This is a genomic window from Streptomyces sp. NPDC088810 (genome assembly GCF_044750305.1).
In the GTDB taxonomy this organism is placed as follows: Bacteria; Actinomycetota; Actinomycetes; order Streptomycetales; family Streptomycetaceae; genus Streptomyces.
Genome location: NZ_JBIVJQ010000002.1, coordinates 393,796 through 418,822 on the forward strand (window position 1 = coordinate 393,796; position 25,027 = coordinate 418,822).

At 74.4% G+C, this 25,027-nt stretch carries 22 protein-coding genes; 8 read left to right on the forward strand and 14 right to left on the reverse strand.

Going from position 1 to position 25,027, the window contains the following annotated elements:
- Positions 1 to 161: 161 nt before the first annotated feature.
- Together ACIP4Y_RS08440 and pssA are read left to right on the forward strand one after the other, a co-directional pair.
- Positions 162 to 818 carry a phosphatidylserine decarboxylase gene (locus tag ACIP4Y_RS08440; protein WP_358645136.1) on the forward strand — a complete coding sequence of 219 codons (657 nt, stop codon included), beginning with the start codon at positions 162 to 164 and terminating at the stop codon, positions 816 to 818.
- A complete protein-coding gene (gene pssA / locus ACIP4Y_RS08445) occupies positions 805 to 1,665 on the forward strand; it encodes a CDP-diacylglycerol--serine O-phosphatidyltransferase (RefSeq protein WP_401389496.1) in 861 nt (286 codons plus the stop codon). Before ACIP4Y_RS08440 ends, pssA begins: the two co-directional genes overlap by 14 nt.
- Before the next feature lie 336 nt (positions 1,666 to 2,001).
- Here pssA and ACIP4Y_RS08450 read toward each other — a convergent pair whose 3' ends face one another.
- A complete protein-coding gene (locus ACIP4Y_RS08450) occupies positions 2,002 to 3,120 on the reverse strand; it encodes a glycerate kinase (protein WP_401390635.1) in 1,119 nt (372 codons plus the stop codon).
- Positions 3,121 to 3,302: 182 nt separating this feature from the next.
- Between ACIP4Y_RS08450 and ACIP4Y_RS08455 the strand changes: the two genes are divergently transcribed.
- The 3 genes from ACIP4Y_RS08455 to ACIP4Y_RS08465 all read left to right on the forward strand — a co-directional run bounded on the left by ACIP4Y_RS08455 (position 3,303) and on the right by ACIP4Y_RS08465 (position 5,711).
- Positions 3,303 to 4,376, forward strand: coding sequence for an ADP-ribosylglycohydrolase family protein (locus ACIP4Y_RS08455; protein ID WP_401389499.1), 1,074 nt, complete (start codon positions 3,303 to 3,305; stop codon positions 4,374 to 4,376).
- A gap of 28 nt (positions 4,377 to 4,404) precedes the next feature.
- A complete protein-coding gene (locus tag ACIP4Y_RS08460; RefSeq protein ID WP_401389502.1) occupies positions 4,405 to 4,899 on the forward strand; it encodes an NUDIX domain-containing protein in 495 nt (164 codons plus the stop codon).
- 65 nt (positions 4,900 to 4,964) lie between these two features.
- Positions 4,965 to 5,711, forward strand: coding sequence for an SIR2 family NAD-dependent protein deacylase (locus tag ACIP4Y_RS08465; RefSeq protein ID WP_401389504.1), 747 nt, complete (start codon positions 4,965 to 4,967; stop codon positions 5,709 to 5,711).
- Between the two features lie 18 nt (positions 5,712 to 5,729).
- On the opposite strand, the gene ACIP4Y_RS08470 is transcribed toward ACIP4Y_RS08465, so the two are convergent.
- The 3 genes from ACIP4Y_RS08470 to ACIP4Y_RS08480 form a co-directional block, all read right to left on the reverse strand.
- On the reverse strand, positions 5,730 to 6,212 hold the full coding sequence (locus ACIP4Y_RS08470; protein WP_401389507.1) for a methylated-DNA--[protein]-cysteine S-methyltransferase: 483 nt from the start codon (positions 6,210 to 6,212) through the stop codon (positions 5,730 to 5,732).
- Between the two features lie 11 nt (positions 6,213 to 6,223).
- Positions 6,224 to 7,702: a DNA-3-methyladenine glycosylase 2 family protein gene (locus tag ACIP4Y_RS08475; RefSeq protein ID WP_401389510.1), complete on the reverse strand. Its 1,479-nt coding sequence runs from the start codon at positions 7,700 to 7,702 to the stop codon at positions 6,224 to 6,226.
- Between the two features lie 70 nt (positions 7,703 to 7,772).
- Complete coding sequence (locus ACIP4Y_RS08480; protein ID WP_401389513.1) at positions 7,773 to 8,615, reverse strand: methylenetetrahydrofolate reductase; 843 nt, start codon at positions 8,613 to 8,615, stop codon at positions 7,773 to 7,775.
- Between the two features lie 241 nt (positions 8,616 to 8,856).
- On the opposite strand from ACIP4Y_RS08480, the gene ACIP4Y_RS08485 reads away from it, so the two are divergent.
- Together ACIP4Y_RS08485 and ACIP4Y_RS08490 are read left to right on the forward strand one after the other, a co-directional pair.
- The gene (locus ACIP4Y_RS08485) at positions 8,857 to 9,567 is read left to right on the forward strand and encodes a B3/4 domain-containing protein (RefSeq protein WP_401389516.1); all 711 of its coding nucleotides are present in this window, start codon (positions 8,857 to 8,859) and stop codon (positions 9,565 to 9,567) included.
- A 16-nt stretch (positions 9,568 to 9,583) separates the two neighbouring features.
- Positions 9,584 to 11,578, forward strand: coding sequence for a PLP-dependent aminotransferase family protein (locus ACIP4Y_RS08490; protein WP_401389519.1), 1,995 nt, complete (start codon positions 9,584 to 9,586; stop codon positions 11,576 to 11,578).
- Here the strand turns inward: ACIP4Y_RS08490 and ACIP4Y_RS08495 are convergent.
- The 10 genes from ACIP4Y_RS08495 to ACIP4Y_RS08540 form a co-directional block, all read right to left on the reverse strand.
- On the reverse strand, positions 11,514 to 11,966 hold the full coding sequence (locus ACIP4Y_RS08495; RefSeq protein WP_401389522.1) for a hypothetical protein: 453 nt from the start codon (positions 11,964 to 11,966) through the stop codon (positions 11,514 to 11,516). The two genes, ACIP4Y_RS08490 and ACIP4Y_RS08495, sit on opposite strands and share 65 nt — an antisense overlap.
- A gap of 161 nt (positions 11,967 to 12,127) precedes the next feature.
- Positions 12,128 to 12,637 carry an O-acetyl-ADP-ribose deacetylase gene (locus tag ACIP4Y_RS08500; protein WP_401389525.1) on the reverse strand — a complete coding sequence of 170 codons (510 nt, stop codon included), beginning with the start codon at positions 12,635 to 12,637 and terminating at the stop codon, positions 12,128 to 12,130.
- Complete coding sequence (locus tag ACIP4Y_RS08505; protein ID WP_401389528.1) at positions 12,634 to 14,046, reverse strand: phytoene desaturase family protein; 1,413 nt, start codon at positions 14,044 to 14,046, stop codon at positions 12,634 to 12,636. The genes ACIP4Y_RS08500 and ACIP4Y_RS08505 overlap by 4 nt, the downstream gene beginning before the upstream one ends.
- Positions 14,047 to 14,143: 97 nt before the next feature.
- Positions 14,144 to 14,989, reverse strand: coding sequence for an inositol monophosphatase family protein (locus ACIP4Y_RS08510; protein WP_358645160.1), 846 nt, complete (start codon positions 14,987 to 14,989; stop codon positions 14,144 to 14,146).
- Between the two features lie 118 nt (positions 14,990 to 15,107).
- Positions 15,108 to 16,907 (reverse strand): gamma-glutamyltransferase family protein, encoded by a 1,800-nt coding sequence (locus tag ACIP4Y_RS08515; RefSeq protein ID WP_401389531.1) that lies wholly within the window; start codon positions 16,905 to 16,907, stop codon positions 15,108 to 15,110.
- 63 nt (positions 16,908 to 16,970) lie between these two features.
- The gene (locus ACIP4Y_RS08520) at positions 16,971 to 17,279 is read right to left on the reverse strand and encodes a hypothetical protein (RefSeq protein WP_401389534.1); all 309 of its coding nucleotides are present in this window, start codon (positions 17,277 to 17,279) and stop codon (positions 16,971 to 16,973) included.
- Positions 17,276 to 18,994, reverse strand: a complete 1,719-nt coding sequence (locus tag ACIP4Y_RS08525) for a RecQ family ATP-dependent DNA helicase (protein ID WP_401389537.1) — start codon at positions 18,992 to 18,994, stop codon at positions 17,276 to 17,278. The genes ACIP4Y_RS08520 and ACIP4Y_RS08525 overlap by 4 nt, the downstream gene beginning before the upstream one ends.
- A gap of 72 nt (positions 18,995 to 19,066) precedes the next feature.
- The gene (locus tag ACIP4Y_RS08530; protein ID WP_401389540.1) at positions 19,067 to 21,313 is read right to left on the reverse strand and encodes a S9 family peptidase; all 2,247 of its coding nucleotides are present in this window, start codon (positions 21,311 to 21,313) and stop codon (positions 19,067 to 19,069) included.
- On the reverse strand, positions 21,289 to 23,070 hold the full coding sequence (locus ACIP4Y_RS08535; RefSeq protein WP_401389543.1) for an N-acetylglutaminylglutamine amidotransferase: 1,782 nt from the start codon (positions 23,068 to 23,070) through the stop codon (positions 21,289 to 21,291). Before ACIP4Y_RS08535 ends, ACIP4Y_RS08530 begins: the two co-directional genes overlap by 25 nt.
- A 172-nt stretch (positions 23,071 to 23,242) precedes the next feature.
- Complete coding sequence (locus ACIP4Y_RS08540; protein WP_401389546.1) at positions 23,243 to 24,433, reverse strand: glutamate--cysteine ligase; 1,191 nt, start codon at positions 24,431 to 24,433, stop codon at positions 23,243 to 23,245.
- A 269-nt stretch (positions 24,434 to 24,702) separates the two neighbouring features.
- On the opposite strand from ACIP4Y_RS08540, the gene ACIP4Y_RS08545 reads away from it, so the two are divergent.
- Positions 24,703 to 24,981, forward strand: coding sequence for a GlsB/YeaQ/YmgE family stress response membrane protein (locus tag ACIP4Y_RS08545; protein ID WP_358645173.1), 279 nt, complete (start codon positions 24,703 to 24,705; stop codon positions 24,979 to 24,981).
- The last annotated feature ends 46 nt before the right edge of the window (positions 24,982 to 25,027 follow it).

Below are 25,027 nucleotides of genomic sequence, written 5' to 3' on the forward strand. Positions count from 1 at the left end.
TACGGGGTGTTTTCTTCGAGAAGAAGATCACACCCCGTAGACACTCTTCGGCCGCCGACTCGGCTTCCTGGCTTGCCGAGTTGCGGCCCGCGCCCGGTACGATCCCGGGAAAGCCGCCGTCCCCCGTCAGAGCGCGGCATCATCCGCTACGAAGGTCATCCATGCCCCACAGCCAAACCTCTGCACACCGCGACAGCCTGGTAGGCGCACGCCTCGCGCGCGGAGCATCGCCGTGGCTTCTCCCGACCGTCGCCACCGCAGCCCTCAGCCTGGCCCGCGCCCGCCGCTCGGGCGCTGCCAAGGCCGTGGCCGTGCCCGCCACCGCGCTCGCGGCGGGCATGCTGTGGTTCTTCCGCGACCCCGAGCGTGAGATCGCCACGGGCCGGGTCATCTCGCCCGCCGACGGCGTGGTGCAGAGCATCATGCCGTGGAAGGACGGACGCACCCGCGTCGCGATCTTCATGAGCCCGCTCAACGTCCACGTCAACCGCGCGCCCCTCGCGGGCACGGTGACGTCGGTCGAGCACATCCCCGGCGGCTTTGTTCCGGCTTTCAACAAGGAGAGCGAGAACAACGAGCGCGTAGTCTGGCATTTCGACACCGAACTCGGCGACATCGAGATGATCCAGATCGCCGGCGCGGTGGCCCGCCGCATCGTGCCCTACCTCCCGGAGGGCTCGAAGGTCGAGCAGGGCGACCGAATCGGTCTGATCCGCTTCGGCTCGCGTGTCGACCTCTACCTTCCCGAGGGCGTGGAGGTCGCGGTCGAGGTCGGACAGAAGACCGTGGCTGGGGTGACTCGCATTGACCGTGATTGATCCGGAGACCCAGGCGGGCTGGGTGCCCGAGGCCGACGAGGCGGACGACGAGGAGGAGATGCCTCTCTCGCTCCGCCTGTCGATAGCGGACACCCTCACGCTGGGCAACGCCACGTGCGGCTTCATGGCGGTGTACTTCACCACCACCGGCATCCTGATCCCGCACCTCTCGGGCGACGACTCGGGCATGGCCCGCAACAGCGCGGCCACGGCCGTGATACTCATGCTGTGCGCGGCGGTCTTCGACCTGTTCGACGGCCTCGTGGCCCGCAAGCTGCGGTCGTCGCCGATGGGTGCGGAGCTGGACAACCTCTCCGACCTGATCAGCTTCGGTCTGGCGCCCGCGTACTTCGTGCTCGTGTACGGCATGGTCGCGAGGGACGCGCATGAGCGTGTCGCCGCGGTGGGCGCGATCGTGGTGCTGTTGGCGGTGGTGCTGCGGCTTGCCCGCTTCTCGTGCGTCACCGTGAAGGACGGCACGTTCCAGGGCATGCCCTCGCCGTTCGGTGCACTCACGGTCGTCTCGATCGTGCTGCTCGAGCTGCCGTTCGAGGCGACACTGCTGGCGGTCGTCGGGACCGCCTGGCTGATGGTGAGCCGGGTCGAGTACCCCAAGCCGCGGGGCGCCCTCGCGGTGGCGGTGCTGGGCTGGATCGTCTCGGCCATGGGCCTGCTGGCGGCGTGGGCGTTCGACGCGCCGGGCGGCCAGGTGCTGCTGCAGATGGGCTGCGCGCTGCAGATCGTGATGGCGGCGACCATCCCGCTGTTCGCGACGGCGCGCCGGGTGAACACCTTCCGTGACAACCGGCGCGAGAGCCGTGCGGCGCGGGCGGCGCAGCTCCCGTAGCAACGGGCTCGTACGTGGCCTGAGGGGTCCGGACCGAATCGTGATTCGGTCCGGACCCCTCAGGCTTTCCCGTGGTGGCACCCCCGATGCCCTACCGGCCCGGCGACGGACGCTGGAAGGGCGTTGTCTCCTCGGCCGCTTGCGCCTCCCTGGCCGGGGACACCCCTGACACCGCCCGGCGTGTCTGTGCCCGGTGAGGCGGCACAGGTCGCCTCGTGGCCGGGCAGGTTCCGTGGCCACGGCCGGGTCGTGCTCAGGCGGCGCCGACGGGGCACCCGTCGGTGCCCGGCGACCTGATCCGAACGACACACCCCAGGGCCCGCGCCCCGAGGACGGTCAGGTCAGGAAGTCCCGCGCGATCGACTCCGCCACGCGTTCCAGGAGCGGACCCGCCTGGGCCATGGACTTCACCGGGTCCGGTTCGAGCGCCGACAGGGGGTACGCGCGACGGATGCCCGCGGGGGCCAGGGCCTCGGGGGGCAGGGCCAGACGGCCGCAGACCGCCACGACATCGATGCCCCGGGCACGGGTCGCCGCCGCAACCCCGGCCGGGGCCTTGCCGTGCAACGTCTGCTCGTCCAGCGAACCCTCGCCGGTGATCACCAGGTCGGCCCGCTCCAGGGCGGACGCGAATCCGAGCACGTCGAGCATGACCTCGATGCCCGCGCGGAACCGCGCGCCCAGCAGCAGGGCGCCGTACCCGATGCCGCCCGCCGCGCCCGCGCCCGGCGCGGCCGCGTACTCCGCCGCCCGCGGGCCGACGGCGGCCTCCAGGATCTTCGCGTAGTGGGCGAGGGCCGCGTCCAGCGCCTCCACGTCGTCCGGGGAGGCACCCTTCTGCGGGCCGTACACCGCGGGCGCACCCTTCGGGCCGGTCAGCGGGTTGTCGACGTCGCTGGCGAGGATCAGCTCCACGTCGGACAGCCGCGGATCGAGACCGGACAGGTCGGCCCGCGCCAGCTCCGTGAGGCCCCCGCCGCCCGGCGCCACCGGTTCTCCGTCCGCATCCAGGAAACGCGCGCCCAGCGCGGACAGCATGCCCGCGCCGCCGTCCGTGGTCGCGCTGCCGCCGACCCCGAACACGATCGTCCGCGCCCCGGCGTCCAGCGCGGCCCGCAGCAGCTCGCCCGAGCCGTACGTCGACGCCGTCAGCGGCGCGAAGACACCCGCCGGCAGCCGCTGCAGCCCGCTCGCCTCGGCCATCTCCACCACCGCGGTGCCGTCCCGCAGCGCGAACGCGGCCGTGACCTCCTGGCCGAGCGGCCCGGCGACCCGTACCTCCCGGCGTTCGAAACCGGCCGCGACCGCCGCGTCCACGGTCCCGTCACCGCCGTCGGCCACGGGAAGCGCCTCGACCGGGAGATCCGGCACGACCCCGCGCAGCCCGGCCGTCACCCGCTCGGCGACCTGTACGGCCGTCAGCGAGCCCTTGAACTTGTCCGCGGCGATGAGCACCCGACGGGTCTCGTTCACTGCAGCGTCCGCCACCTTGTCTTCCCCTTGCTCTCCGGGCCCCGCGCATGTCAGGGCCAGTCGCGCCGCTGTGACGATAACCGCAGGACACCCCTGGCGTCATGCCCTGCCCGAACCCTGGGAAGCCGCGGGGAGCCGCCCGGCAGAACGGGTACACCCCTGTCATGAGCACCGAGCGCCCCGGAGGGGACCTCGCCGACCGTATCCACGGCGGCTGGCTCGGCCGGATCGCGGGCAACATGCTCGGCAAGCCGGTCGAGCAGGGCGAGGTGTGGACCCGCGACCGTATCGACGGCTATCTGCGCCGGGCCGCGGCCCTGCCCCTGACCGACTACCTCCCCGAGCCCGCCGACCCCGCAGAGGCAGCCGTACTGCGCCCGGAGTGGCGCTGCTGCGTGCGCGGCCGGATCCACGGCAGCTGCCGGGACGACGACGTCGACTACGCGATCCTCGGCCTGCACCTGCTGGAGACGCACGGCTTCGGCTTCAGCACCGAGCAGGTCGGCGACCTGTGGCTGCTCAGACTGCCGTACCTGCAGACGTTCACGGCGGAACGGGCCGCGTACCGCAACCTCGCGAACGGGCTGAAACCGCCGGTGACGGCGACCTACGACAACCCGTACCAGGAGTGGATCGGGGCGCTGATCCGCGCCGACGTCTACGGCTGGACCTGCCCCGGCGATCCCGTCCGGGCCGCCGGTCTGGCCCGCCGGGACGCGGTGCTCTCGCACACCGGCAACGGCGTCTACGGCGCCATGTGGGCCGCCGCGCTGATCTCGGCGGCCTTCACCGCCCCGACGGTGCGGGACGCGCTGGACACCGCGCTGACGGTCGTCCCGGCGAGCAGCCGGCTGGCCCGGACGGTACGGCGGGTCGCGTCCCTGCACGAGACGCGGCTGCCCTGGGAGGAGACGCTGGCCACGGTGGCCGAGGAGACCGCCGGTCTCGGCTGGATCCACACGGTGCCGAACGCCGCCGTGCTCGCCGCCGGGCTGCTCTACGGCGACGGCGACTTCACCCGGACCATCGCGCTGACCGTGCGCGGCGGCCTGGACACCGACTCCAACGGGGCGACGGCCGGTTCGGTGGCCGGCGTCCTCACCGGGGCGGAGGCGATCCCGGCGCGGTGGCGGGACCCGCTCGAGGACACGGTGCGCAGCGCGGTGTTCGGCTTCGACGGCGTACGGATCAGTGAACTGGCCGAACGCACCCTGCGCCTGGCGAGGAGCGGGTCGTAGCGGCCGGACGGCTGGTTACCCTTCCTCAATGACCTCGACGCCTGACTTCGCCGCGTACCTCGCGAGCCTGCCCCGTGTCCTCGCCGGCGCCGCCGCGCTCTTCCGGGACGCCGAGGGGCGGGTGCTGCTCGTCGAGCCGAACTACCGGGAGGGGTGGGCGCTGCCGGGCGGGACCGTCGAGTCCGACGACGGGGAGACACCGCGCCAGGGCGCCCGCCGGGAGACGCTGGAGGAGATCGGCCTCGACCGGGAACTCGGCCGGCTGCTGGCCGTGGACTGGGTGCACGGGGCGGGCCGGCCGCCGCTGGTGGCGTACCTGTACGACGGCGGTGTGCTGAGCGAGGCCGACCTGAAGGCGATCCGCCTGCAGGAGGAGGAGCTGCTGTCCTGGCGCCTGGTCGGGCGCGAGGAGCTGACCGCGCACCTGCCCGGCGCGCTGGGCCTCAGGGTGCTGGCCGCCCTGGACGTCCTCGCGGCCGGCTCGGGCACGGCGGAACTGGAGAACGGCCACCGCGTGGCGTGACCGCGCGGCCCTCCGCGCTCTTATCCGCTCGCGGCGGCCGCGCCGCCCGGCCTACCCTCGGTGGCATGGCCAAGCCTCTCGTCGCCCTGCTGAGCGGGGCCGGTATCTCCACCGACTCCGGGATTCCGGACTACCGCGGCCCGAACGGGCTGTGGCGGCGGGATCCGGAGGCCGAGAAGCTCGTGACGTACGCGTACTACATGGCCGACCCGGAGATCCGGCGGCGGTCCTGGCAGATGCGGCGCCGCAACCGCACCCTCGCGGCCGAGCCGAACGCGGCGCACCGGGCCGTCGCCGAACTGGAGCGGTCCGGCGTCCCGGTCCGGGTCATCACCCAGAACGTGGACGGACTGCACCAGCTCGCCGGAATGCCCGCCCGCAAGGTGCTCGAACTCCACGGCAGCGCCCGCAGCGTGGTCTGCACGCGGTGCCACGCGCGCGGCCCGATGGAGGACGCCCTGGCCCGGGTGGAGGCCGGCGAGGAGGATCCGCCGTGCCTGGAGTGCGGCGGCATCCTGAAATCGGCGACGGTGATGTTCGGCGAGCGGCTGGACCCGGTGGTCCTCGGCGAGGCCGTGGCCATCACCAAGGCCTGCCAGGTGTTCGTCGCCGTCGGCAGCAGCCTCCAGGTACAGCCCGCCGCCGGCCTCGTCGGCGTCGCCGCCGACCACGGCGCCCGCATCGTCATCGTCAACGCCGACCCGACCCCGTACGACGAGATCGCCGACGAGGTCGTACGGGAACCCATCGGCACCGCGTTGCCCGTGCTGCTCGGTCGGCTGGGTGCGGAGGGCGCGGAGGGTGCCGGGTAAGGGGCGCGGCGGCCCTGGTCAGAAGAGGGGGGTGCTGCGTTCGAAGTCCAGCAGGCGGCGTTTGCGCTCCAGGCCGCCGCCGTAGCCGGTGAGGTCACCGCTCGCGCCGACGACACGGTGGCAGGGCACGATGATGCCGATCGGGTTCCTGCCGTTGGCGAGGCCGACCGCGCGGGACGCCTTGGGAGTGCCGAGGACGTCGGCGAGCTGGCCGTAGGAGCGGGTCTCGCCGTACGGGATGCGGGTCAGCTGGTCCCAGACGCGGCGCTGGAACGGGGTGCCGTTCAGCCGGAGTGGGACGGTGAACTCGGTCAGCTCGCCCGCGAAGTAGGCCGTGAGCTGCTCGGCGGCCTCGGCGAACGGGGTGTCGTCGGGGGTGCCGAAGGTCTCCTCCGGCGGGCGGTGGCGCTGGTCGGTCATGTAGAGGCCGCACAGGACGCCGTCGTCGGCGACGAGCGTGAGGGGGCCGTAGGGGCTGTCGATGACGGTGTGCTGCTTCATCGTGGAGATCCTTACGCGGGCAGGAAGTTGATCGGGTGGTCGTCGGTCGCCCACAGGTACTGCACGGCGTACGCCCGCCAGGGCCGCCAGCCCGCCGCGCGGGCGGTCAGCGCGGCCGGGGTGGACGGCAGGCCGAGTTCCTTCGCGGCGCGCCGGATGCCGAGGTCGGTCGGGAGGAACGCGTCGGGGTCGCCCAGGGCGCGCATGGCGATGACGTCCACCGTCCACGGCCCGAAGCCGGGCAGCGCGAGCAGCCGGGCCCGTGCCTCGGCCCAGTCGGCCTCCACCCCCAGGCGGAGGTCACCGTCGGCGAGCCGGCGGACGAGGGTGGTGAAGGTGGTGCGCCGGGTGCGGGGCATCGCCAGGGTCTCGGGGTCGACGGCGGCCAGCGCCCCGGGGTCGGGGAAGAGGTGGGTGAGGCCGCCCTCCGGGTCGTCCAGGGGTTTGCCGTGCGCGGTGACCAGACGGGCCGCGTGGGTGCGGGCGGCGGCCGTGGACACCTGCTGCCCGAGCACGGCCCGCACGGCGAACTCGGCCTCGTCGACCGTGCGCGGCACCCGGCGCCCGGGGGCCTGGTCGACCAGCGGGGCGAGCAGCGGATCGGTCCGCAGCCGCTCGTCGACGGCGACCGGGTCGGCGTCCAGGTCGAGCAGGCGGCGGCAGCGGCTGATGGCCACGGTCAGGTCGCGCAGGTCGCTCAGGGTGAGGCGGCAGGCGATGTGGTCGGGGCGGGGCGCGAGGGCGGCGATCCCGTGGCCGTACGGCAGGCGGAGCGTGCGGCGGTAGGCGCCGTCGCGCCACTCCTCGACACCGGGTACGGCGGTGGCGGCGAGGTGGCCGAAGAGGTTGGACGGGTGCAGCGGGGCACGGAACGGCAGCCGCAGGGTGAGCACGCCCGGGGTGCCCGGACCGCTCTTCGGGGCGCGGGCGCGCAGTTCGCTCGGGGAGAGGGCGAAGACCTCGCGGACGGTGTCGTTGAAGGTGCGGATCGAGGAGAAGCCGGCCGCGAACGCGATCTCCGCCATGGGCAGCGTGCTGGTCTCGACGAGCAGCCGCGCGGTCTGGGCGCGCTGGGCGCGGGCGAGCGCGAGGGGGCCGGCGCCCAGCTCGGCGAGCAGCTGCCGCTCCACCTGCCGGGTGCTGTAGCCGAGCCGGGCGGCGAGTCCGGGCACGCCCTCGCGGTCCACGACCCCGTCGGCGATCAGCCGCATGGCCCGGGCCACCAGGTCGGCGCGCCGGTTCCACTCCGGGGAGCCGGGGCTGGTGTCGGGGCGGCAGCGTTTGCAGGCCCGGAATCCGGCCTGCTGGCAGGCGGCGGCGCTCGGGTAGAACGTCATGTTCTCCGGCTTGGGCGGCACGACCGGGCAGCTCGGCCGGCAGTAGATCCGGGTGGTCAGCACGGCCGTGAAGAACCATCCGTCGAACCGTGCGTCCTTGGAGCGCACGGCGCGCACGCAGTGCTCCCGGTCGTGGTGCATCCCTGTCTGCATGCCTCCAGCATCGGCGACCGCGCGTCCCGGAGCTGGCGGAAATCCGACACGTACGTGGGCCGGCCTGGCCTCAGCAGGTGCGAGCCTGCCGGAACCGGGTGATCCACTCGGCGGTGGTCCGCAGCCCGCCGAAGGTGTAGAAGTGCACCTTCACCGCGCCGTGCCGGGCGGGGTCGTAGCGGTCGGCCAGCGCGTGCAGGAAGCGGTCCGGGCCGGCCGTACCCACGAGGTTGGTCAGCGAGAGGCCGTACTTGCGGGCGACGGAGGCGCTGGTGCCGACGCCGAACCGGGTGGCGTAGCCGAGCAGCCGGCGCACCCCCGCCGGTCCGGGGACGCCGATGCGGACGGGCAGGTGCACGCCCCGCGCGCGGAGGTCCTCCAGCCAGCCGAGGACCGGGTCGACGTCGAAACCGAACTGGGTGATGACGTCCCCGGTGAACCGGTCGGCCCCGATGGCCGCCGCCTTCTCGGTGAGCGCCGACCACAGGGTCCGGTCGGCTATGCCGGGGTGGCCCTCGGGATAGCCGGTGATGCCGACGTGCCGGACGCCGTGGCTGCGCAGCAGCCCGGTGCGCAGGACGGCGAGGGCATCCGCGTAGGGGCCCTCGGGGCGGGCGGGGTCGCCACCGACGACGAACACGTTCTCGGCGGTGCCGTCGGCCGCGAGCCCGGCGAGGAATTCCTCCAGGGCGGGCCGGGAGGGCAGGCGGCGCGCGGAGATGTGCGGTACGGGGACGAAACCGAGCCGTTTGACCGCGCGGGCGGCCGCCAGCCGGGTCGCGGTGTCCTCGCCGGCCAGGAAGGTGATGTTGATCCGGGTGCCGGGCGGGATGCTGTCGTGCGCCTCCTCCAGACCGGGTACGTCCTTGCCGGTCATCTCCAGGGAGAAGTCGTCCAGCAGAGCAGGGTTCATGGTGCTTCTCGTGCTTCTCGTGCTCCTGGTACGGCTCGCCTCGGCGGGTAGGCCTCGCCGTGGCGCGTACGGCTGTGGTCCCGGACCCGGCCGATGATGTCACGCGCGCCGCCGGGGGCAGCGGGCAGGGGCGCCGGTCGCCGAGTTATGGACCGGTGCGGTGTGCCGTGTTTGGCCCTGGCCGCCGGGCCAAGCGCCGGGCAGGGTGGTGTTCCCGATCACCCAGGAGGTCCTGTTGAGCGTGTCGTCCGTGCGATTCCGGCATGCGGACGCGGTGCGGGCCGCGTTCCCCGAACTGTCCGCCGGCGTGCTGTACGCCGCCGGTGTCGACACCCCTGCGGACACCCGGCCGCGCGCCGCCGCGTACACCGGGCGGGCCGTGACGCGGCTGGCGGGGGCCACCGAGGGCGAGTTCCCCGAGGTGCTGGCCTGGCGGCGGGCCTTCTCCCGGATGGGGCTGAAGCCGACGCAGTACCGGTCCGCCTCGGAGTCGCTGCTGCGCCGGCTGCGCAAGGAGGGGGCGCTGCCGGGCATCCACCCGCTGGTGGACCTGTGCAACGCCGTCTCGGTGGCGTACGCGGTGCCGGTGGCGGTCCTCGACGCCGACCGGATCACCGGCCCGCTGCTGGAGGTGCGGCCGGCCCGCGGGGACGAGACGTACACGGCGTTCGGCGGCGCCTTGGAGCATCCCGCGCCCGGCGAGGTCACCTTCGTCGACTCCGCGGGCCGCGCCCACGCCCGCCGCTGGACCCACCGGCAGAGCGGGCACTCGGCGGTCGGCGCGCACACCGGCCGGGTGCTGGTGGTGGCGGAGGCGATGCATGACGGCGGCGGGGACGTCGTGGCCGAGGTGGTCAAGACGGTCGAGGAGGAGGTGGCGGCGCACTGGGCGGCCACCACGGCGGCGGCCGTCCTCACCCCGGCCGCGCCGGAGTTCGCCTTCGGGCACTGACCCGGCGCGTGGCAGCATGAGCAGGATGGACGAGGGGCGGGAGACACCGGCACGCGGCTCCGACTTCCTGCAGCTGGCGGTCGCCGACGTGCCTGCCGGCGGCAAGGCGGAGTGGCTGACCGGACGGCTGCGGCAGGCGATGGCCGACGGCCGGCTCCCGGTGGGCAGCCGCCTCCCGCCGACCCGCGTCCTCGCCGCGGAACTCCGCGTCTCCCGGGGGGTGGTGACCGAGGCCTACCGCCGCCTGGCCGAGGACGGCCAGGTGGCAGGCCGCCGCCGCGGCGGCACGGTGGTACTGGCCACACCGTTCCCCTCCGCGGTGCCACCGGGCGCCGGGGACGGGGACGGCTCGCCGGGCGCCGGTGAGGAGGGCGTCGACGGGAGGCCGGGTGGTGCCGGCGGGGATCTCGACGCGCGGTCGGCCTGGGAGCGCGGGGACGGGGCCGGTGGGGCGTACGCCGGGCGAGGCGGCGGCGCAGCGCACGGGGCACGGACCGCGCGGGACGACGAGCCGTGCGCCGGGAGGCGCGGGGGCGAACCGGAGGGGACGCTTGCCGGACGGGACGGCGGGGCCACTGGAACGGACAGCCGGCCACGCAGCGGCCAGGCCCACGGGCCGGACGCCGGACGGAACGGCGAGCCGGACGGCGGCCGGCCCCGCAGGCCGGACACAGGACGGCACCCAGACGAACCGGATGAGGCATGCACCGGGCGCAGCGGCGGGTCCGCCGAACCGGACAGCCGGCCGCACAGCGGCCAGGCCCACGGGCCGGACGCCGGACGGAACGGTGGGGCGGTGTTCGGGGGTGTGCTCGGGGCGGGGGTGTTCGACGTGTTGCGGGCCGCGCCGGCGGACGTCGACTTCACGCCGGGGCGGCCCGACCTCAGCACCTTCCCGCGGGCGGCCTGGCTGCGGGCCGAGCGAGCCGTGCTGGCCGGGCTCTCCGCCGACCAGCTCGGTTACGGCGACCCGCGCGGAGCGCCCCCGTTGCGGCGGGCGGTCGCGGACTGGCTCGCGCGGGTGCGGGGCGTACGGGCGGAGCCGGACGCGGTGCTGGTCGTCGCGGGCACCGCGCAGGCGCTGACGCTGCTGCACCCGGTGCTGCGCGCGGACGGCGTCGACGCGGTCGCGGTGGAGGATCCCGGTTCGCTGGGGGCCCGCCAGCACCTGGGGAACGGGGGCCTGGCCACCCCGCCGGTGCCGGTCGACGAGGAGGGCGTACGGGTCGACGCGCTGCGGGCGACCGGCGCGCGGGCCGTCCTGCTGACGCCCGCCCACCAGTTCCCCACCGGCGTGGTGACCAGCGGCGAACGCCGGCGTGAGCTGCTGGCGTGGGCGCGCGGCGGCGGGCTGATCCTGGAGGACGACTACGACGCCGAGCACCGCTACGACCGGCCGCCGGTTCCGGCGCTGCGCGCCCTGCTGGCCGACCGGGTCTGCTACATGGGCAGCGTGTCGAAGCTGCTCGCGCCGGCGCTGCGGATCGGCTGGCTGGTGGCCCCGGCCCGCCACCGCGCCGCGCTGGTCGACGCCAAGCGCTTCAACGACCTCGGCAACGCGGTGCTGCCCCAGCTGGTGCTGGCCCGGCTGATGGAGTCCGGGGAGCTGGAGCGGCATCTGCGGCTGGTGCGCGGGCGCCACCGCAGGCGCCGGGACGCGATGATCGCCGCCCTCGCCGAGCACCTCCCGGGGGCGCGGGTGCACGGGGCCGCGGCGGGCCTGCACCTGACGGTGACGTACGCCGCGGACGTGCCCGACACCGAGTTCGCCGCGGCGGCGCTCGCGCGGGGCGTGAAGTGCCAGCCGCTGTCCTGGCACCGGCAGCGGCCCGGCCCGCCCGGTCTGGTCCTCGGTTACGCGGCCACCCCGCCGGGTGTCGTCGCCGACGGGGTGGCGGTGCTCGGCAGGACGCTGCGCGAGCTGGGCGGACCGGCCGCCGTGCGCCTCAGGCCACCGCTTCCTGGCGGGTCGCCAGGGCCCAGATCAGGAAGACGTCGATGGCCATCATGACGAACGACCAGATCGGCTGGTACGGGAGGAAGAGGAACTGCGCGACGAGGCTGAGCGCGACGACGAACAGACCGGCGAGGCGGGCCCAGCCCATGTCCATGAGCAGGCCGATGCCGATCAGCAGGACCAGGACGCCGAGGATGACGTGGATCACGCCCCAGCCGGTGAGGTTCATCTTGTAGACGTAGGCGCCGAGGCGGAAGTAGACGTCGTCCCCGGCGATCGCGGCGATGCCCTGGAGGACGGCGAGGACGCCGCTGCACACCATCAGTACGCCGGCGAACGTGACGCCGCCGGTCGCCCAGCCACCGTCCCGGGCCCTCGGCTGCCCCGGCGGCCACGAGCCGCCCGAGGAGGCCGGTCCGCCGGGCTGCGCTGCCTGGCTCATGAGCGTGTCCTTTCTGCCGCCCCGTTCGTCCGGTGCCCGGGTGCTCGCGAGGAGCACGGGGGCATTCCGAGCGTTGGCCAGGCGGCGGCCGGGCGCACCGGGTACTACGCCGTCCGGGTGACCCAGGGGCGGCCCGGGCGAGGGCGGTGCCCGTCAGCCCGTCAGCCCGTCTGCCGGGCGAAGGCCTCGTACGCGCGCTCGTCGAAGAGCACGAACCGGACCTCCTCCACGGCCGTCGGCGTGCTCCGTACCGCCTCGACGGCGATCCGCGCCGCGTCTTCCATCGGCCAGCGGTAGACGCCGGTGGAGATCGCCGGGAACGCGACCGTCCGGGCGCCGAGTTCGTCGGCGACCCGCAGGGACTCGCGGTAGCAGGAGGCGAGCAGGTCCGAGCGGTCCTCGGCCGGGCTGTACACCGGGCCGACGGTGTGGATCACCCAGCGGGCGTCCAGTTCGCCCGCCGTGGTGGCGACCGCCTGGCCGGTGGGCAGGCCCTTTCCGTACCGGGAGGCGCGCAGGGCTCGGCACTCCGCCAGGACGGCGGGGCCGCCGCGGCGGTGGATCGCGCCGTCCACCCCTCCGCCGCCGAGGAGGGAGGAGTTGGCCGCGTTGACGATGGCGTCGGCGTGCTGCCGGGTGATGTCGCCCTGGACGAGCGTGAGGGTGGTCATGTCGTCTGTCTCAGTTTCCGCCAGACGGCCTTGGCCGCGTTGTGGCCCGACATGCCGTGCACGCCGGGACCGGGCGGGGTGGCCGAGGAGCAGATGAAGACGGCCGGGTGGGGCGTGTGGTACGGGAACAGGGACAGCTTGGGACGCAGCAGCAGCTGGAGTCCGGAGGCCGCGCCGCAGGCGATGTCGCCGCCGACGTAGTTGGCGTTGCGGGCGGCCATCTCGGCGGGTCCGGCGGTGGCGCGGGCGAGCACGCGGTCGCGGAAGCCGGGTGCGAAGCGCTCCAGCTGGCGTTCTATGGCGTCGGTGAGGTCCCCGGACCAGCCGTTCGGCACATGGCCGTACGCCCAGAAGACCTGCTTGCCCTCGGGGGCGCGGGTGGGGTCGGCCACGCTGGGCTGCACGGTGATCATGAACGGTCTGTCGGGGGCGCGGCCCTCCCGGGAGGCGGCGCGCAGGGCGGTGCCGATCTCGGCCCGGCTCGCGCCGATCTGCACGGTGCCGGCGGTGCGGGCCTCGGGCGCGGTCCACGGCACCGGCCCGTCCAGCGCGTAATCGATCTTGAAGACGCTGGGGCCGTAGCGGTAGTTCGCGTAGTAGTCGCCGAAGCCGGCGATGCGGGCGAGCGCGGCGGGCGAGGTGTCGAAGACGTAGGCGCGCGCGGGCGGCAGGTCGTCCAGCCGCTTGACCTCGTAGTCGGTGTGGACGGCGCCGCCGAGGTCGGTCAGGTAGGCGGCGAGGGCGTCGGAGATGGCCTGGGAGCCGCCGCGGGGCACCGGCCAGCCGCGGGCGTGCGCGGAGAGGGCGAAGACCAGTCCGACGGCGCTGGTGGCCAGGCCGTCGAGCGGCGCCATCACATGGGCGACCAGGCCCGCGAAGAGGGCCTTGAACCGCTCGTCCCTGAAGCGGCGCATCAGCCAGGTGGACGGCGGCAGGCCGGCCAGGCCGAAGCGGGCCAGGGTGACGGGGTCGCGCGGCAGCGCGGTCAGCGGCAGGGACATGAAGTCGCGTACGAGGGTGTCCCAGTGGGCGAGGAGCGGCTCGACCAGTCTGCGGTACGGCCCCGCGTCGCGCGGTCCGAAGGAGGCGGCGGTCTCGGCCACCGAGCGGGACAGCACGGCCGCGCTGCCGTCCGGGAACGGGTGGGCCATGGGCAGCGGGGCGTGCAGCCACTCCAGGCCGTACCGGTCGAGGGGCATCGCGCGGAACGCCGGGGAGTTGATGCCGAGGGGGTGGGCGGCCGAGCACGGGTCGTGCCGGAAGCCGGGGAGGGTCAGTTCCTCGGTGCGGGCGCCGCCGCCCACGGTGGACTTCGCCTCGAACAGGGCCACGGAGAAGCCGCGGCGGGCCAGCTCCACGGCAGCGGTCAGTCCGTTCGGTCCCGCACCCACCACGACCGCATCGAGCATCGACGGCACCTTCGGACCCCTTCGTCAGCCGATGGCCATTCTGGATCAGGATATGCCGGGGGACCGGCACTCCCCCGGCCCGGGTGCCCCCGGAGGGTCAGGACGCGCTGCGCAGCAGGCCGGCCACCCGGCGGGCGGTGGCGGCGTCCCGGGCGGCGGTGAACGGCAGCGCGTTGCCGCCGGTGACGCGGAACGGCTCGCCGCTCAGGGTGAGGTGCGCGCCGCCCGCCTCCTCGACCAGGAGCAGACCGGCCGCGTGATCCCAGGCGGCCTCCCAGGAGAACGCCACGGCGTCCAGCTCGCCCCGGGCGACGGCGAGGTACTCCAGGCCGGCGGAGCCGCACGCGCGCGCGGCGACACCCTCGGTCCACAGCACGCGCAGCGCGCGCTTCTGCGCGTCGGTGGTGTAGTCCGGGTGGGAGGTGGCGACGACGAGGTCCCGGCCGGGCGCGGGCGCGCCCGCGGACAGCCGCTGCCCGTCGAGGAAGGCGCCGTGGCCGCGGACGGCGGTGGCGAGCTGGTCGCGCGCCGCCGCGTAGGTCCAGGAGGCGCGTACGACGCCGCGCTGGACGAGCGCCACCAGGGTGCAGAAGCCGTCGTCGCCGTGCACGAACTGGCGGGTGCCGTCGACCGGGTCGACGATCCAGACCGGGGCGTCGCCCTGGAGCGCCTCGTACACCGCCGGGTCGGCGTGCACCGCTTCCTCGCCGACCACGACCGAGCCGGGCAGCAGGGCGCCGAGGTCCTCGGTGAGCCGCAGCTCGGCGAGGCGGTCGGCGTCCGTGACCAGGTCGTGCGGGCCGTTCTTCTGGTCCACCTCGTGCGCGGCGAGGCGGCGGAAGCGGGGCAGGATCTCGGCCGCGGCGGCCTTGCGGACCGCCTCCTCCACGTCGGCCGAGCAACGGGCGAGAAACTCCTCGATGGTTTCCGTCTCTTCGATCATGTCCTCCATCAGAACACGGCCCACTGACAATCCCCGCCGCCGGCCGGTGCACGCGCGGTGGAATCGAGATGAAGAGCGGGGGCCGGCGCCGTCCTCGAGCGGGAGCCCGGCAGCGCCGTCAGCGGCCGACGGCGTAGCCCTGCATCCCGCGCGGGTTGGCCGCCGCGGACAGCACGCCGGTCTCCGGGTCCCGGGCCACCGCGCACAGCCGCCCCTCGGACCAGGCGGGGCCGACGGTGACGTCGTGGCCGCGCCGTCGCAGCTCCTCGATCACGGCCGGGCCGGTGCGGGACTCCACGGTCACGCTGCCGGGCCGCCGGCCGCGCGGGTGGAAGGAGCTGGGGAAGCTGTCGTTGTGCCAGTTGGGGGCGTCGACGGCGCCCTGCAGGTCGAGGCCCCCGCGGACGGGGGCGCGCAGGGCGGCGGCCAGGAGGAAGTGCAGCTGCCACTGGTCCTGCTGGTCACCGCCGGGCGTGCCGAACGCCAGGACCGGCACGCCGTCGCGCAGCGCGAGGGACGGGGTGAGGGTGGTGCGGGGGCGGCGGCCGGGGGTGAGCGTGTTGGGCAGGCCCTCCTCCAGCCAGGTCATCTGCAGGCGGGTGCCGAGCGGGAAGCCCAGCTCGGGGACGACCGGGTTGGACTGGAGCCAGCCGCCGCTGGGGGTGGCCGCGATCATGTTGCCCCAGCGGTCGACGACGTCCAGGTGGCAGGTGTCGCCGCGGGTCGTGCCGTCGGCGGCGACGGTCGGCTCGCCGGCGCCCATCGGGTCGAAGCCGGGCCCGGTGCCGTCCGGCACGCGCGCGTGTGCGAGCGCGAGTGCGGGCAGCCGCGGGGTGCGCCCGCCGGGGCTGCCGGGGCGCAGCGCGTGGTCGGCCTTCTCCCCGACGAGGGTCCGCCGCGCGGCGTTGTAGTCGGCCGACAGCAGGTCCGCCAGGGGCACCTCGGCGGCGTCCCCGTACCAGGCCTCGCGGTCGGCCATGGCGAGCTTGCAGCCCTCGATCAGCAGGTGGACGTAGTCGGCGGAGCCGTACGCGGGCAGCCCGGGCGGGAGCAGGGCGAGCTGCTGGAGCAGCGCGGGGCCCTGGCTCCAGGGGCCGGCCTTGCACACGGTCCAGCCGTTCCAGTCGTACGTCACCGGTGTCTCGTAGGTCGCCGACCAGCCGGCCAGGTCGGCCTCGGTGAGCGTGCCGGTGTGCCGCTCGCCGCTGGTGTCCAGGGTGGGCCGCCGGGACTGCCGTACCAGGGCCTCGGCGATGAAGCCGGAGCGCCACACCTCGCGCGCGGCGTCGATCCGCGCCTCCCGGCCGCCCGCGCGGGCGGTCTCGGCCAGCAGCCGCTTCCAGGTGGCGGCGAGGGCGGGGTTGCGCAGCAGGGTGCCGGGGCGGGGTGCCCGGCCGCCGGGCAGGTACAGCTCGGCCGAGGAGGTCCACTCGGTCTCGAAGAGCCGCCGTACGCTCTCGACGGTCAGGCCGACGTTCTCCACGGGCGCGTGCCCGTGTTCGGCGTACCCGATGGCGTAACCGAGGACGTCCTCCAGGGACTTGGTGCCGTGGTCGCGCAGGAGCAGCAGCCAGGCGTCGAAGGCGCCGGGCACCGCGGCGGCGAGCGGTCCGGTGCCCGGTACGAGGTCCAGCCCGAGTCCCCGGTAGTGCGCGGGCGTGGCGCCCGCCGGGGCCACGCCCTGCCCGCACAGCACGCGCACCGCGCCGCCCGCCGGGGCGAGCAGGATCGGCACCTCGCCGGCCGGGCCGTTGAGGTGCGGCTCCACGACGTGCAGCCCGAACGCCCCGGCCACGGCCGCGTCGAAGGCATTGCCGCCGCCCTCCAGGACCGCCATCGCCGACTGCGAGGCGAGCCAGTGGGTGGAGGACACCATGCCGAAGGTGCCCTGGAGGGTGGGGCGCGTCGTGAATTGCATCTCCGCCTCGGTGGTCGCGCGTCAGCCGGCGTCATCGGTGCTCCGGACCGCTCGGGGGAGAATCTACGGTCGGGGGCGGACGCGCTGCCACCGTGGGCGCGCGTCGCCGCCGCGGTGTCCGGCCACGGAGGCGCAGCGCCGGCACACCCGCTGCACACGGTCGGCCGCGCCGCCGGATTCCGGGAAGATGTCGGGCCAGCCGACGTGCGGGAAGCGCACGAGGTGCGAGCGGCCGAGGGACAGCCCGCACACGGTCTCGTTGCGGCCCGGCTCCCAGGCGTGGACCTCGCCGGCCGGCAGCCTGCGCCGGCCGTCCTCCTCGTCGGTCCACTGTCCGGAGGCGGCAACGGCGTACCGCTTGGCGCGTTTCACGGCCCGGACCGCTCGTCCGGTCGGTTCTCGTCCGGACCGCTCGTCACCGTGAGCAGATCGTCCCGTGCGGCCAGGGCGTCCAGGGAGAGGGTGCGGTAGCCGACTTCGTCGAAGAGTACGGTGATGCGGTCCCCTTCCTCGCTCAGCACGGTGCCGCGGCCCCACTCGCCGTGCCGTACCGCGGCTCCCGGCGGATAGGCGCCGGCGTCCGGGTGCCGGCCGGTGACCGTCGCGTCGCTGTCGCCGCTCTCCTGCTCGTCGCACAGGTCGCAGTTGCCGCAGGGGGCTTGGTACTCCTCGCCGAAGTAGCCCAGCAGGAAGCGCCGCCGGCAGCCGGTCGTCTCGGCGTACGCCCGAGCCATGTCCACTCTCGAGCGGTCCATGCGCTTGTGGGCCTCGGCGGTGTCCACGGCTCGCCGTACCGCGCGCGACGGTGCCGTGCCCGGGACCGGACGGACGGCGCCCGAGGCGTCCGTGACCACGGCGTCCGCCTCCTCCAGCAGGTTCACGGCCGCGGTGACCCTGGCACGCGACAGGTCGGTGTCCCGGCGCAGTGCGTCGAGGTCCGGTGGGGCGTCCCGGTGGGCGTGGACCGCCCGTACCACCGCGTCCACGGCCTGGGGACGGGGCGTGCGGCTGCTGAAGTACGCCTGCATGCCCGTGTCCTCGGTGCGGTAGTGCAGTACGGCGAGGGCGGGCCGTCCGTCGCGGCCGCAGCGCCCGATCTCCTGGTAGTAGGCGTCCAGGGAGCCCGGCAGCGACGCGTGCAGCACGAACCGTACGTTCTCCTTGTCGATGCCCATCCCGAAGGCCGAGGTCGCCACCACCACGTCCAGGTCGCCGGAGAGGAACGCCTCGTGGATCCGCCGGCGTTCGGCGGCCCGCAGTCCCGCGTGGTAGGCGCCGGCGGCAAGCCCGAGGGAGGCCAGCTCGGCGGCGTAGGACTCGCTGTCCTTGCGCGTCGCCGCGTAGACGATGCCGGGCTTGGGAGCGGCGGCGGCGTCCTCCAGGACGCGGGCCCGCCGTTCGTCGTCGTCGAGGTGGCGGCGCACCTCCAGTCTGATGCCCGGGCGGTCGAATCCGGTGACGAGCTGCCGCGGCCCGTCCATGCCGAGCCGTTCGACGATGTCCTGCCGTACCGGCGGTGCGGCGGTCGCCGTGAGCGCGAGCACGGGCGGCCGGCCCAGCCGCCGTACCGCCTGCGCCAGACGCAGGTAGTCGGGCCGGAAGTCGTGGCCCCACGAGGACACGCACTGGGCCTCGTCCACCACGAAGAGGGCGGGGTGCGCCGCGGCCAGCCGTTGTACGACCTCGTCCTTGGCCAGTTGCTCCGGGGACAGGTAGACATAGCGCACCGACCCCTCGCGCACCGCTGCCCAGACCTCCTCGGTCTCGGCCGCGCCGAGGTCGGAGTTCACGGCGACGGCGCCCGGGCCGCGGTCGCCGCCGGGCAGTCCGGCGATCTGGTCCCGCTGCAGGGCCAGCAGGGGTGACACGACCACGACCGGCCCGGACAGCAGCAGGGCGGGAACCTGGTACACGGCGGACTTGCCCGATCCGGTCGGCATGACGACGAGACAGTCCCGTCCCTCCAGCACCCACTCCATGGCGGTGAGCTGTTCGGGCCGCAGTTCCTCCCAGCCGAACACCTCGGCGGCCGTCTCGCGCAGCCGGCCGCCCCGCCGTCCGCGGGCCGGTGCTCCTTCCCCGGTCATCTCACACTCCTCGCACGGTGGCAGGGCTGTCCTGGGTACCCCGGCCTGCGGCGAGTACCCCGGGCACGACGGTCAGGTGCTCAGGTGCCGTTGCAGCCAGTCGGCGGCGGCACGGCGGAAGAGCCGGCGGTTGTCGGCGCGGAGGAACTCGTGTCCCTCGTCGAGCAGGGTGAGCAGTTCGGCGGACACACCGCGCTCGCGGGCCGCCCGTACGAACTGCTCCGACTCCCCCGGCGGCACATTGGTGTCGTGCTCCCCGTGCACGGCGAGCACCGGTGCCCGCAGCGCGTCGATGCGGCTCATCGGTGACAGCGCCCGCAGCAGTTCCCGGTCGCGTTCGGGGTGGCCGTACTTGTGGGCCGCGGACTGGGCGATCCAGGGTTCGGTGCCCTCGAAGAACGTCGCGAGGTCCGACATGCCGCACACCGCGACCCCGGTGCGGAAGAGGTCCGGGTGCCAGACCAGGGAGGCGAACGTGAGATAGCCGCCGTACGAGCGGCCCATCACCGCCAGCCGGGCGGGATCGGCCGGGCCGGCCAGCACCGCGTGGGCGGCGCAGTCCGCCACGTCGTCGATCGCGGCGAACCGTCCCCGTCCCAGGTCCGCGTCGACGAACGACCGGCCGTACCCGGAGGAGCCGCGGACGTCGGGTGCGAAGACGTCCAGTCCTCGCCCGAGGATCTCGTGGTACAGCGGACTGAGGACGGGGCGCTCCTGGTCCTCGGGGCCGCCGTGCAGATGGATGACGCAGGGTGCCGGTTCGCCGGGGCCGCGGCCCGGCGCGCGGTAGTACCAGCCGTTCAGCGGCAGCCCGTCGCGGGCGGTGGGGCGCAGGGGGGCCGGTCGCACGGGCGGGCGGCCCGGGGGAACGGCGTCCTCGTCGCGTGACGACCACGGGGTGCGCACCGGGGTCGCGCCGTCGGGCAGCCACCAGATGCCGGGGCGACGGCGGGACCCGGACACGGCCAGCAGCAGCCGCGGGCCGGCGTCCGCGATGCGCGTGACCACTTCGTGCGGCAGGGACACGGGGCGGGACGGGCCCGGGTCCGCGCCGGGCCGGCCGGACGCGTCCGTGTCGAGCACCTCCACCTCGCTCATGCCCCGGACGTTCCAGGCGAGCACGGCGGAGCTGCCGTCGCGGGCGCACCGCAGCAGCTCCAGGTCGCTGTTCTCCCGCGCGGCAGCGGCCGACCAGCCGCGCGGCCGGCCTTCCGGGTCGAGCGCGGCGGCGAGCAGGACCGCGAACTCCCGGTAGGCGTTGCTGCGCAGCCAGAGGGTGTCCGCACGGGGTGAGAAGCCGCCGATCCACGGGTCCCCGTCGGCCACCGGCATCACGCAGGTCGTCACGTGGTCGGCGGTGCGCAGCACGACCGCCTCGCGCCGGCCGCGGGGTCCCCGGCGCAGCAGCGCGAGCGCGCCGTCCCGGCTGAGATCGCACACGCGGAGCGTCGCCGCGTCCTTCTCGACGGCGAGCAGGACGGGGGCGGCGACACCGTCGGGGTCGACGAGGTACGCCGACAGTCCGTCGCCGAATCCGCCCGCGGGGGCGGTACCGCCGCCGGGTGCGCCGATCGTCGTCGTCTCCACGGCGAGTACGGGCGACGGCAGCGCGGGTCCCAAGTCCGTGTGGGGTGCCGGACCGAGCAGCTCCGTGTCGCCCGTCCGGCTCTGCCAGGCGCCCGGCAGGTGGCCGTCGGACGGGCCGGGTCCGGACGCACCGGCCTCTGCGGTGGCGTGCGGGGCGGGTGCGGCGGTGGGGACCGCGACGGTGACCGCGACCGCCGATCCGTCGTGCGCCCAGCAGCCCAGGTGGGCCGAGCTGCCCGGCTCGGCTCCGGCGAGGATGTGCCGGTCGCTGCCGTCGGGGCGGACACACAGCACCCGTGTGTGCTCACCGCCGCCGGGGGCCGTGGTGTAGGCGATCCAGCGGCCGTCGGGTGACCAGGACACCTCCGTGACGGGGTCCGGTCCGTCGTCGAGCAGGTGTACGGCGTCACCGTCGACGGGACCCGTCCAGAGCTGCGGCACACCGCCCCGGTCGCAGATGAAGGCGACCTGGGTGCCGGCCGGGTCGGCCGAGGGGTACCAGCAGCCGTGCGCGATGAGCCGCGTCGTCGCGTCGCGCGGCCCGGAAGCGTTCGGCAGCGGGACGCGGGCGGGCGCGGCGATGGCGGCGGTGCGGCCGTCCGGGGCCGGCGAGGGCGGGTGGGCGGTCCGCTTCGGGGGGGCGGCGGAAGGCCGCCCGGCACCGGCCGTGCCGGCGTCGGGCCGCCGTACCGCGGGGAATTCCCCGGTCAGATTCCGTGCGTCTGCAGCCATATCTCCAGCAAAGCCACTTGCCACAGTGCGTTCGCTCCGCGCTTGGTGCGGTGTCGGTCGGGGGCCGCCAGGAGTTCGGCGACGTAGGAGTCCTGGAAGAGCCCGCGCCGCTTCGCCTCGGGGGCGCCCAGCGCCTCACGCACCCTGTCCAGGACGGGGCCGGCCATGTGGGTGATCGCCGGGACCGGGAAGTAGCCCTTGGGACGGTCGACCACCTCGCGGGGCAGCAGTTTGCGGCCGGCCTCCTTCAGGACGCCCTTGCCGCCGTCGGCCAGCTTCAGCTCCGGCGGGCACGCGGCCGCCAGCTCGACCAGTTCGTGGTCCAGGAACGGCACGCGGGCCTCCAGGCCCCAGTCCATCGTCATGTTGTCGACCCGCTTGACCGGGTCGTCCACCAGCATGACATGGGTGTCGAGGCGCAGGGCGGCGTCGAGCGCCGTCTCCGCCCCCGGCACCGCCATGTGCTCCCGGACGAACCGGCCGGAGACGTCGTCCTGCGGCAGCATGTCCGGTTGCAGCATCGCGGCGAGGTCGGCGTGCGGCCGGTCGAAGTACGTGTCGGCGTACCTGTCCGGCTCCTCCTCGCGGGCCGCGGCGGCCAGCTCCGGGTACCAGTGGTAGCCGGCGAAGACCTCGTCGGCGCCCTGCCCGCTCTGGACGACCTTCACGTTCTTGGACACCTGCTCGGACAGCAGGTGGAAGGCGACCACGTCGTGGCTCATCATGGGCTCGCTCATCGCCGCGACCGCCGCGTCCAGCGCCGTCGACACGCGGTGCGAGGGAACCACCAGCTGATGGTGATCGGTGGCGAACTCCCTGGCCACCAGGTCGGAGTAACGGAACTCGTCCCCTTCGTCGCCGCCCTCCGCCTCGAAGCCCACGCTGAACGTCGCCAGGTCCCGCTGCCCCTCGTCGGCCAGCAGGGCCACGATCAGGCTGGAGTCCAGTCCGCCGGACAGCAGGACGCCGACCGGGACGTCGGCGACCATCCGCCGCCGTACGGCGGTGCGCAGAGCCTCCAGCACCGCGTCCCGCCACTCGGCGGCGCCCATGCCCTCGTGCTCGGGGCGGCGCGTGTACGACGGCTGCCAGTAGCAGTGCTCCCGGTGGGTGCCGTCCGGCTCGACGACCCGCACGGTGGCCGGGGGAAGCTTGCGCACCCCCGCCAGCACGGTCCGGGGTGCGGCCACGGTCGCGTGCCAGCTGAGGTACTGGTGCACGGCGACCGGGTCGAGCGAGGTGTCCACGCCGCCGGCCGCGAGCAGGGCGGGCAGCGAGGAGGCGAAGCGCAGCCGCCCCGGGGTCTGTGCGAGGTACAGGGGCTTGATGCCGAGCCGGTCGCGGCCCAGGATCAGACGGCCGGTCCGGTGCTCGACGAGGGCGAAGGCGAACATGCCGTGGAAGCGGTCGACACAGGCGGTACCCCACTGCCGGTACGCCGCGAGGACGACCTCGGTGTCGGAGGTGGACCGGAACCGGTGGCCGAGGGCCGTCAGTTCCGCGCGCAGCTCCTTGTAGTTGTAGATGCACCCGTTGAAGACGCCGGTGATCTCCTGCCCGGTGTCGGTGAGCGGCTGCGCCCCCCGCTCGGAGAGATCGATGATCTTCAGCCGGCGGTGCCCCAGCGCGACGGCGTCCCGTGACCAGATCCCCTCGCCGTCGGGTCCGCGGGCGGCGAGCCGGTCGTTCATGCGCTCGACGGCCGCCAGGTCGGGCCGCGTGCCGTCGAAGCGCATCTCTCCGCTCAGGCCGCACATGCGCAACCACCTCCCCACTGCGCGTAGGGGCCGCGCCGGGTGCGCGACGGTGGGGTGCGCGGCGGGCCGCCCACCGGTATGTGGCCGGAACTGATGGACACGGTGGTTCTTCTCCTTCGCAACAAGGGCGTGTACGCGGTGTATCGAGGGCCCGGAGGTTCTCCCCCGCGCCTCAGCGGCCGGCGAGCCCGGCCCGGCCGGCCCCGGAGGGGTACGCGACAGGGCGCGCCGGGGAGGCGAGGTGCCGGGCGGGGGCGGCGGGCCGTCGGCGCGGCTGGTCGTCGCCCCGGGTCTCCGCGATCGCGAGATCGGTGCAGGCCAGCAGGTCGTCCTCGTCGGCGGTGCGGCGCATGCGGTGGGCGGCGCTGCCGGTGGCGAGGGCCCGCTCCGCGAGGTCCCGGACCGTGTGCCAGTCGCCGGCCGCCTCGAGCGCCGGGCGCACCCGTCCGAGCAGGCGCCGGACGACCTGGGCCGCGGGTGCCTCGTGCCGGGTCTCGGGATCGATCAGGACCCCTTCCAGGCCCGACCGCGCGGCCCGCCAGGAAGCGGCGCGCAGCCACTCGTGCCGGCCCGGGCAGGCAGGCGCGTCCGTCGTCTCCAGCCGCTCGCGGGCCTCGGTCACCAGGGCGCGGTAGAGGCCGGCGATCAGCACGACCGTCTCCGCCCGGGGGCAGGCGTCGCAGATGCGCAGCTCGAGGGTCCGCTGGTGGGCGGAGGGCCGGATGTCGTGGTAGATCATTCCCGCGTCGCTGATGACACCGGAGTCGATCAGGCACTGCACGGCCGCGTCGTACTCGGCGGCGTCGGCGTAGCATCCCGGCGGGCCCGCGGTGGGCCAGCGCTGCCACACCATGGTCCGCCAGCTGGCATAGCCGGTGTCGGCGCCCAGCCAGAAGGGGGAGCTGGCGGACAGGGCCAGCAGGACGTGCAGCCACGGGGACACCTCGCACATGAGGCGCACGGCCAGGTCGCGGCCGGGCACGTCGACGTGGACGTGGGTTCCGCAGATCAGCTGCTCGTCGGCGATCATGCGGTATTCGTCGACCATGTGGCGGTAGCGGCGCCCGCCGGTCGGGCGGGTGTCCTGGGTACGGGCCAGTGGCACGGTACCGGCGGCCACCACGGCCAGGCCGTGGGCGCTCGCCGCGGCGTCGAGCCGGCGTCTTGCACGGATCACATCGTCGTACAGGCCGGCAAGCGACTCGTGCACACCGCTGTTCGACTCGATGGTCGCCTGCTGCAGTTCGGTCGTGAAGGTGCCTTCGGGGAGCTTTTCCAGCATGGCGTCGGCTCGGGGAGCGAGCAGGCCCGTCTCCACCTCGACGATGTGGAACTCCTCTTCCACTCCGATGCGAACAGTCACGGCACTCCTAAGGTGACGGGCGAACGCTGACTGCCTCACCCGGGAATCGACCCGCTCCGCCGGTTCACCGGAGGCGGGCTGTGCACCTCCGACTTCCCACCAGGCCCATTACTAAGCAGGGGTGCTCTTCGGAGAGCGCGATATCACAGATGAGCGGCCGGCGCGTCTCGCGCAGAAGCCCGCGATTTCAGAAAGAGGACGTTTGTACGAGCGCAGACGGTACAGACGGGAGCTAACAAAGTCTTTATGCGACGAGACGGAGACGCATCATGGGCATCATCGCGTGGATCATCATCGGCCTGCTCGCCGGCGTCATCGCCAAGGCCATCATGCCGGGCAAGGACCCGGGCGGCATCATCATCACCATGCTCATCGGCGTGGCCGGCGGCCTGCTCGGCGGCTGGCTCGGCAAGGTGATCTTCGGCGTCGACTCCATCGACGGGTTCTTCGACCTCTCCACCTGGATCGCCGCGATCGTCGGCTCCCTCATCCTCCTCGCTCTCTACCGCGTCATCGCCGGCAACCGGCACTCGCACCGGCACGCCTGACCGGCCGACGCCGAGCCCGTCAGGCAAACCCCCGCCCGGGTCCTCC

Coding starts and splice junctions, on each gene's coding strand:
- ACIP4Y_RS08440 (WP_358645136.1), top strand. CDS start 162: ATGCCCCACAGCCAAACCTCTGCACACCGCGACAGCCTGGTAGGCGCA.
- ACIP4Y_RS08455 (WP_401389499.1), top strand. CDS start 3,303: ATGAGCACCGAGCGCCCCGGAGGGGACCTCGCCGACCGTATCCACGGC.
- ACIP4Y_RS08460 (WP_401389502.1), top strand. CDS start 4,405: ATGACCTCGACGCCTGACTTCGCCGCGTACCTCGCGAGCCTGCCCCGT.
- ACIP4Y_RS08465 (WP_401389504.1), top strand. CDS start 4,965: ATGGCCAAGCCTCTCGTCGCCCTGCTGAGCGGGGCCGGTATCTCCACC.
- ACIP4Y_RS08470 (WP_401389507.1), bottom strand. CDS start 6,212: ATGAAGCAGCACACCGTCATCGACAGCCCCTACGGCCCCCTCACGCTC.
- ACIP4Y_RS08475 (WP_401389510.1), bottom strand. CDS start 7,702: ATGCAGACAGGGATGCACCACGACCGGGAGCACTGCGTGCGCGCCGTG.
- ACIP4Y_RS08480 (WP_401389513.1), bottom strand. CDS start 8,615: ATGAACCCTGCTCTGCTGGACGACTTCTCCCTGGAGATGACCGGCAAG.
- ACIP4Y_RS08490 (WP_401389519.1), top strand. CDS start 9,584: ATGAGCAGGATGGACGAGGGGCGGGAGACACCGGCACGCGGCTCCGAC.
- ACIP4Y_RS08495 (WP_401389522.1), bottom strand. CDS start 11,966: ATGAGCCAGGCAGCGCAGCCCGGCGGACCGGCCTCCTCGGGCGGCTCG.
- ACIP4Y_RS08500 (WP_401389525.1), bottom strand. CDS start 12,637: ATGACCACCCTCACGCTCGTCCAGGGCGACATCACCCGGCAGCACGCC.
- ACIP4Y_RS08505 (WP_401389528.1), bottom strand. CDS start 14,046: ATGCTCGATGCGGTCGTGGTGGGTGCGGGACCGAACGGACTGACCGCT.
- ACIP4Y_RS08510 (WP_358645160.1), bottom strand. CDS start 14,989: ATGATCGAAGAGACGGAAACCATCGAGGAGTTTCTCGCCCGTTGCTCG.
- ACIP4Y_RS08515 (WP_401389531.1), bottom strand. CDS start 16,907: ATGCAATTCACGACGCGCCCCACCCTCCAGGGCACCTTCGGCATGGTG.
- ACIP4Y_RS08525 (WP_401389537.1), bottom strand. CDS start 18,994: ATGACCGGGGAAGGAGCACCGGCCCGCGGACGGCGGGGCGGCCGGCTG.
- ACIP4Y_RS08530 (WP_401389540.1), bottom strand. CDS start 21,313: ATGGCTGCAGACGCACGGAATCTGACCGGGGAATTCCCCGCGGTACGG.
- ACIP4Y_RS08535 (WP_401389543.1), bottom strand. CDS start 23,070: ATGTGCGGCCTGAGCGGAGAGATGCGCTTCGACGGCACGCGGCCCGAC.
- ACIP4Y_RS08545 (WP_358645173.1), top strand. CDS start 24,703: ATGGGCATCATCGCGTGGATCATCATCGGCCTGCTCGCCGGCGTCATC.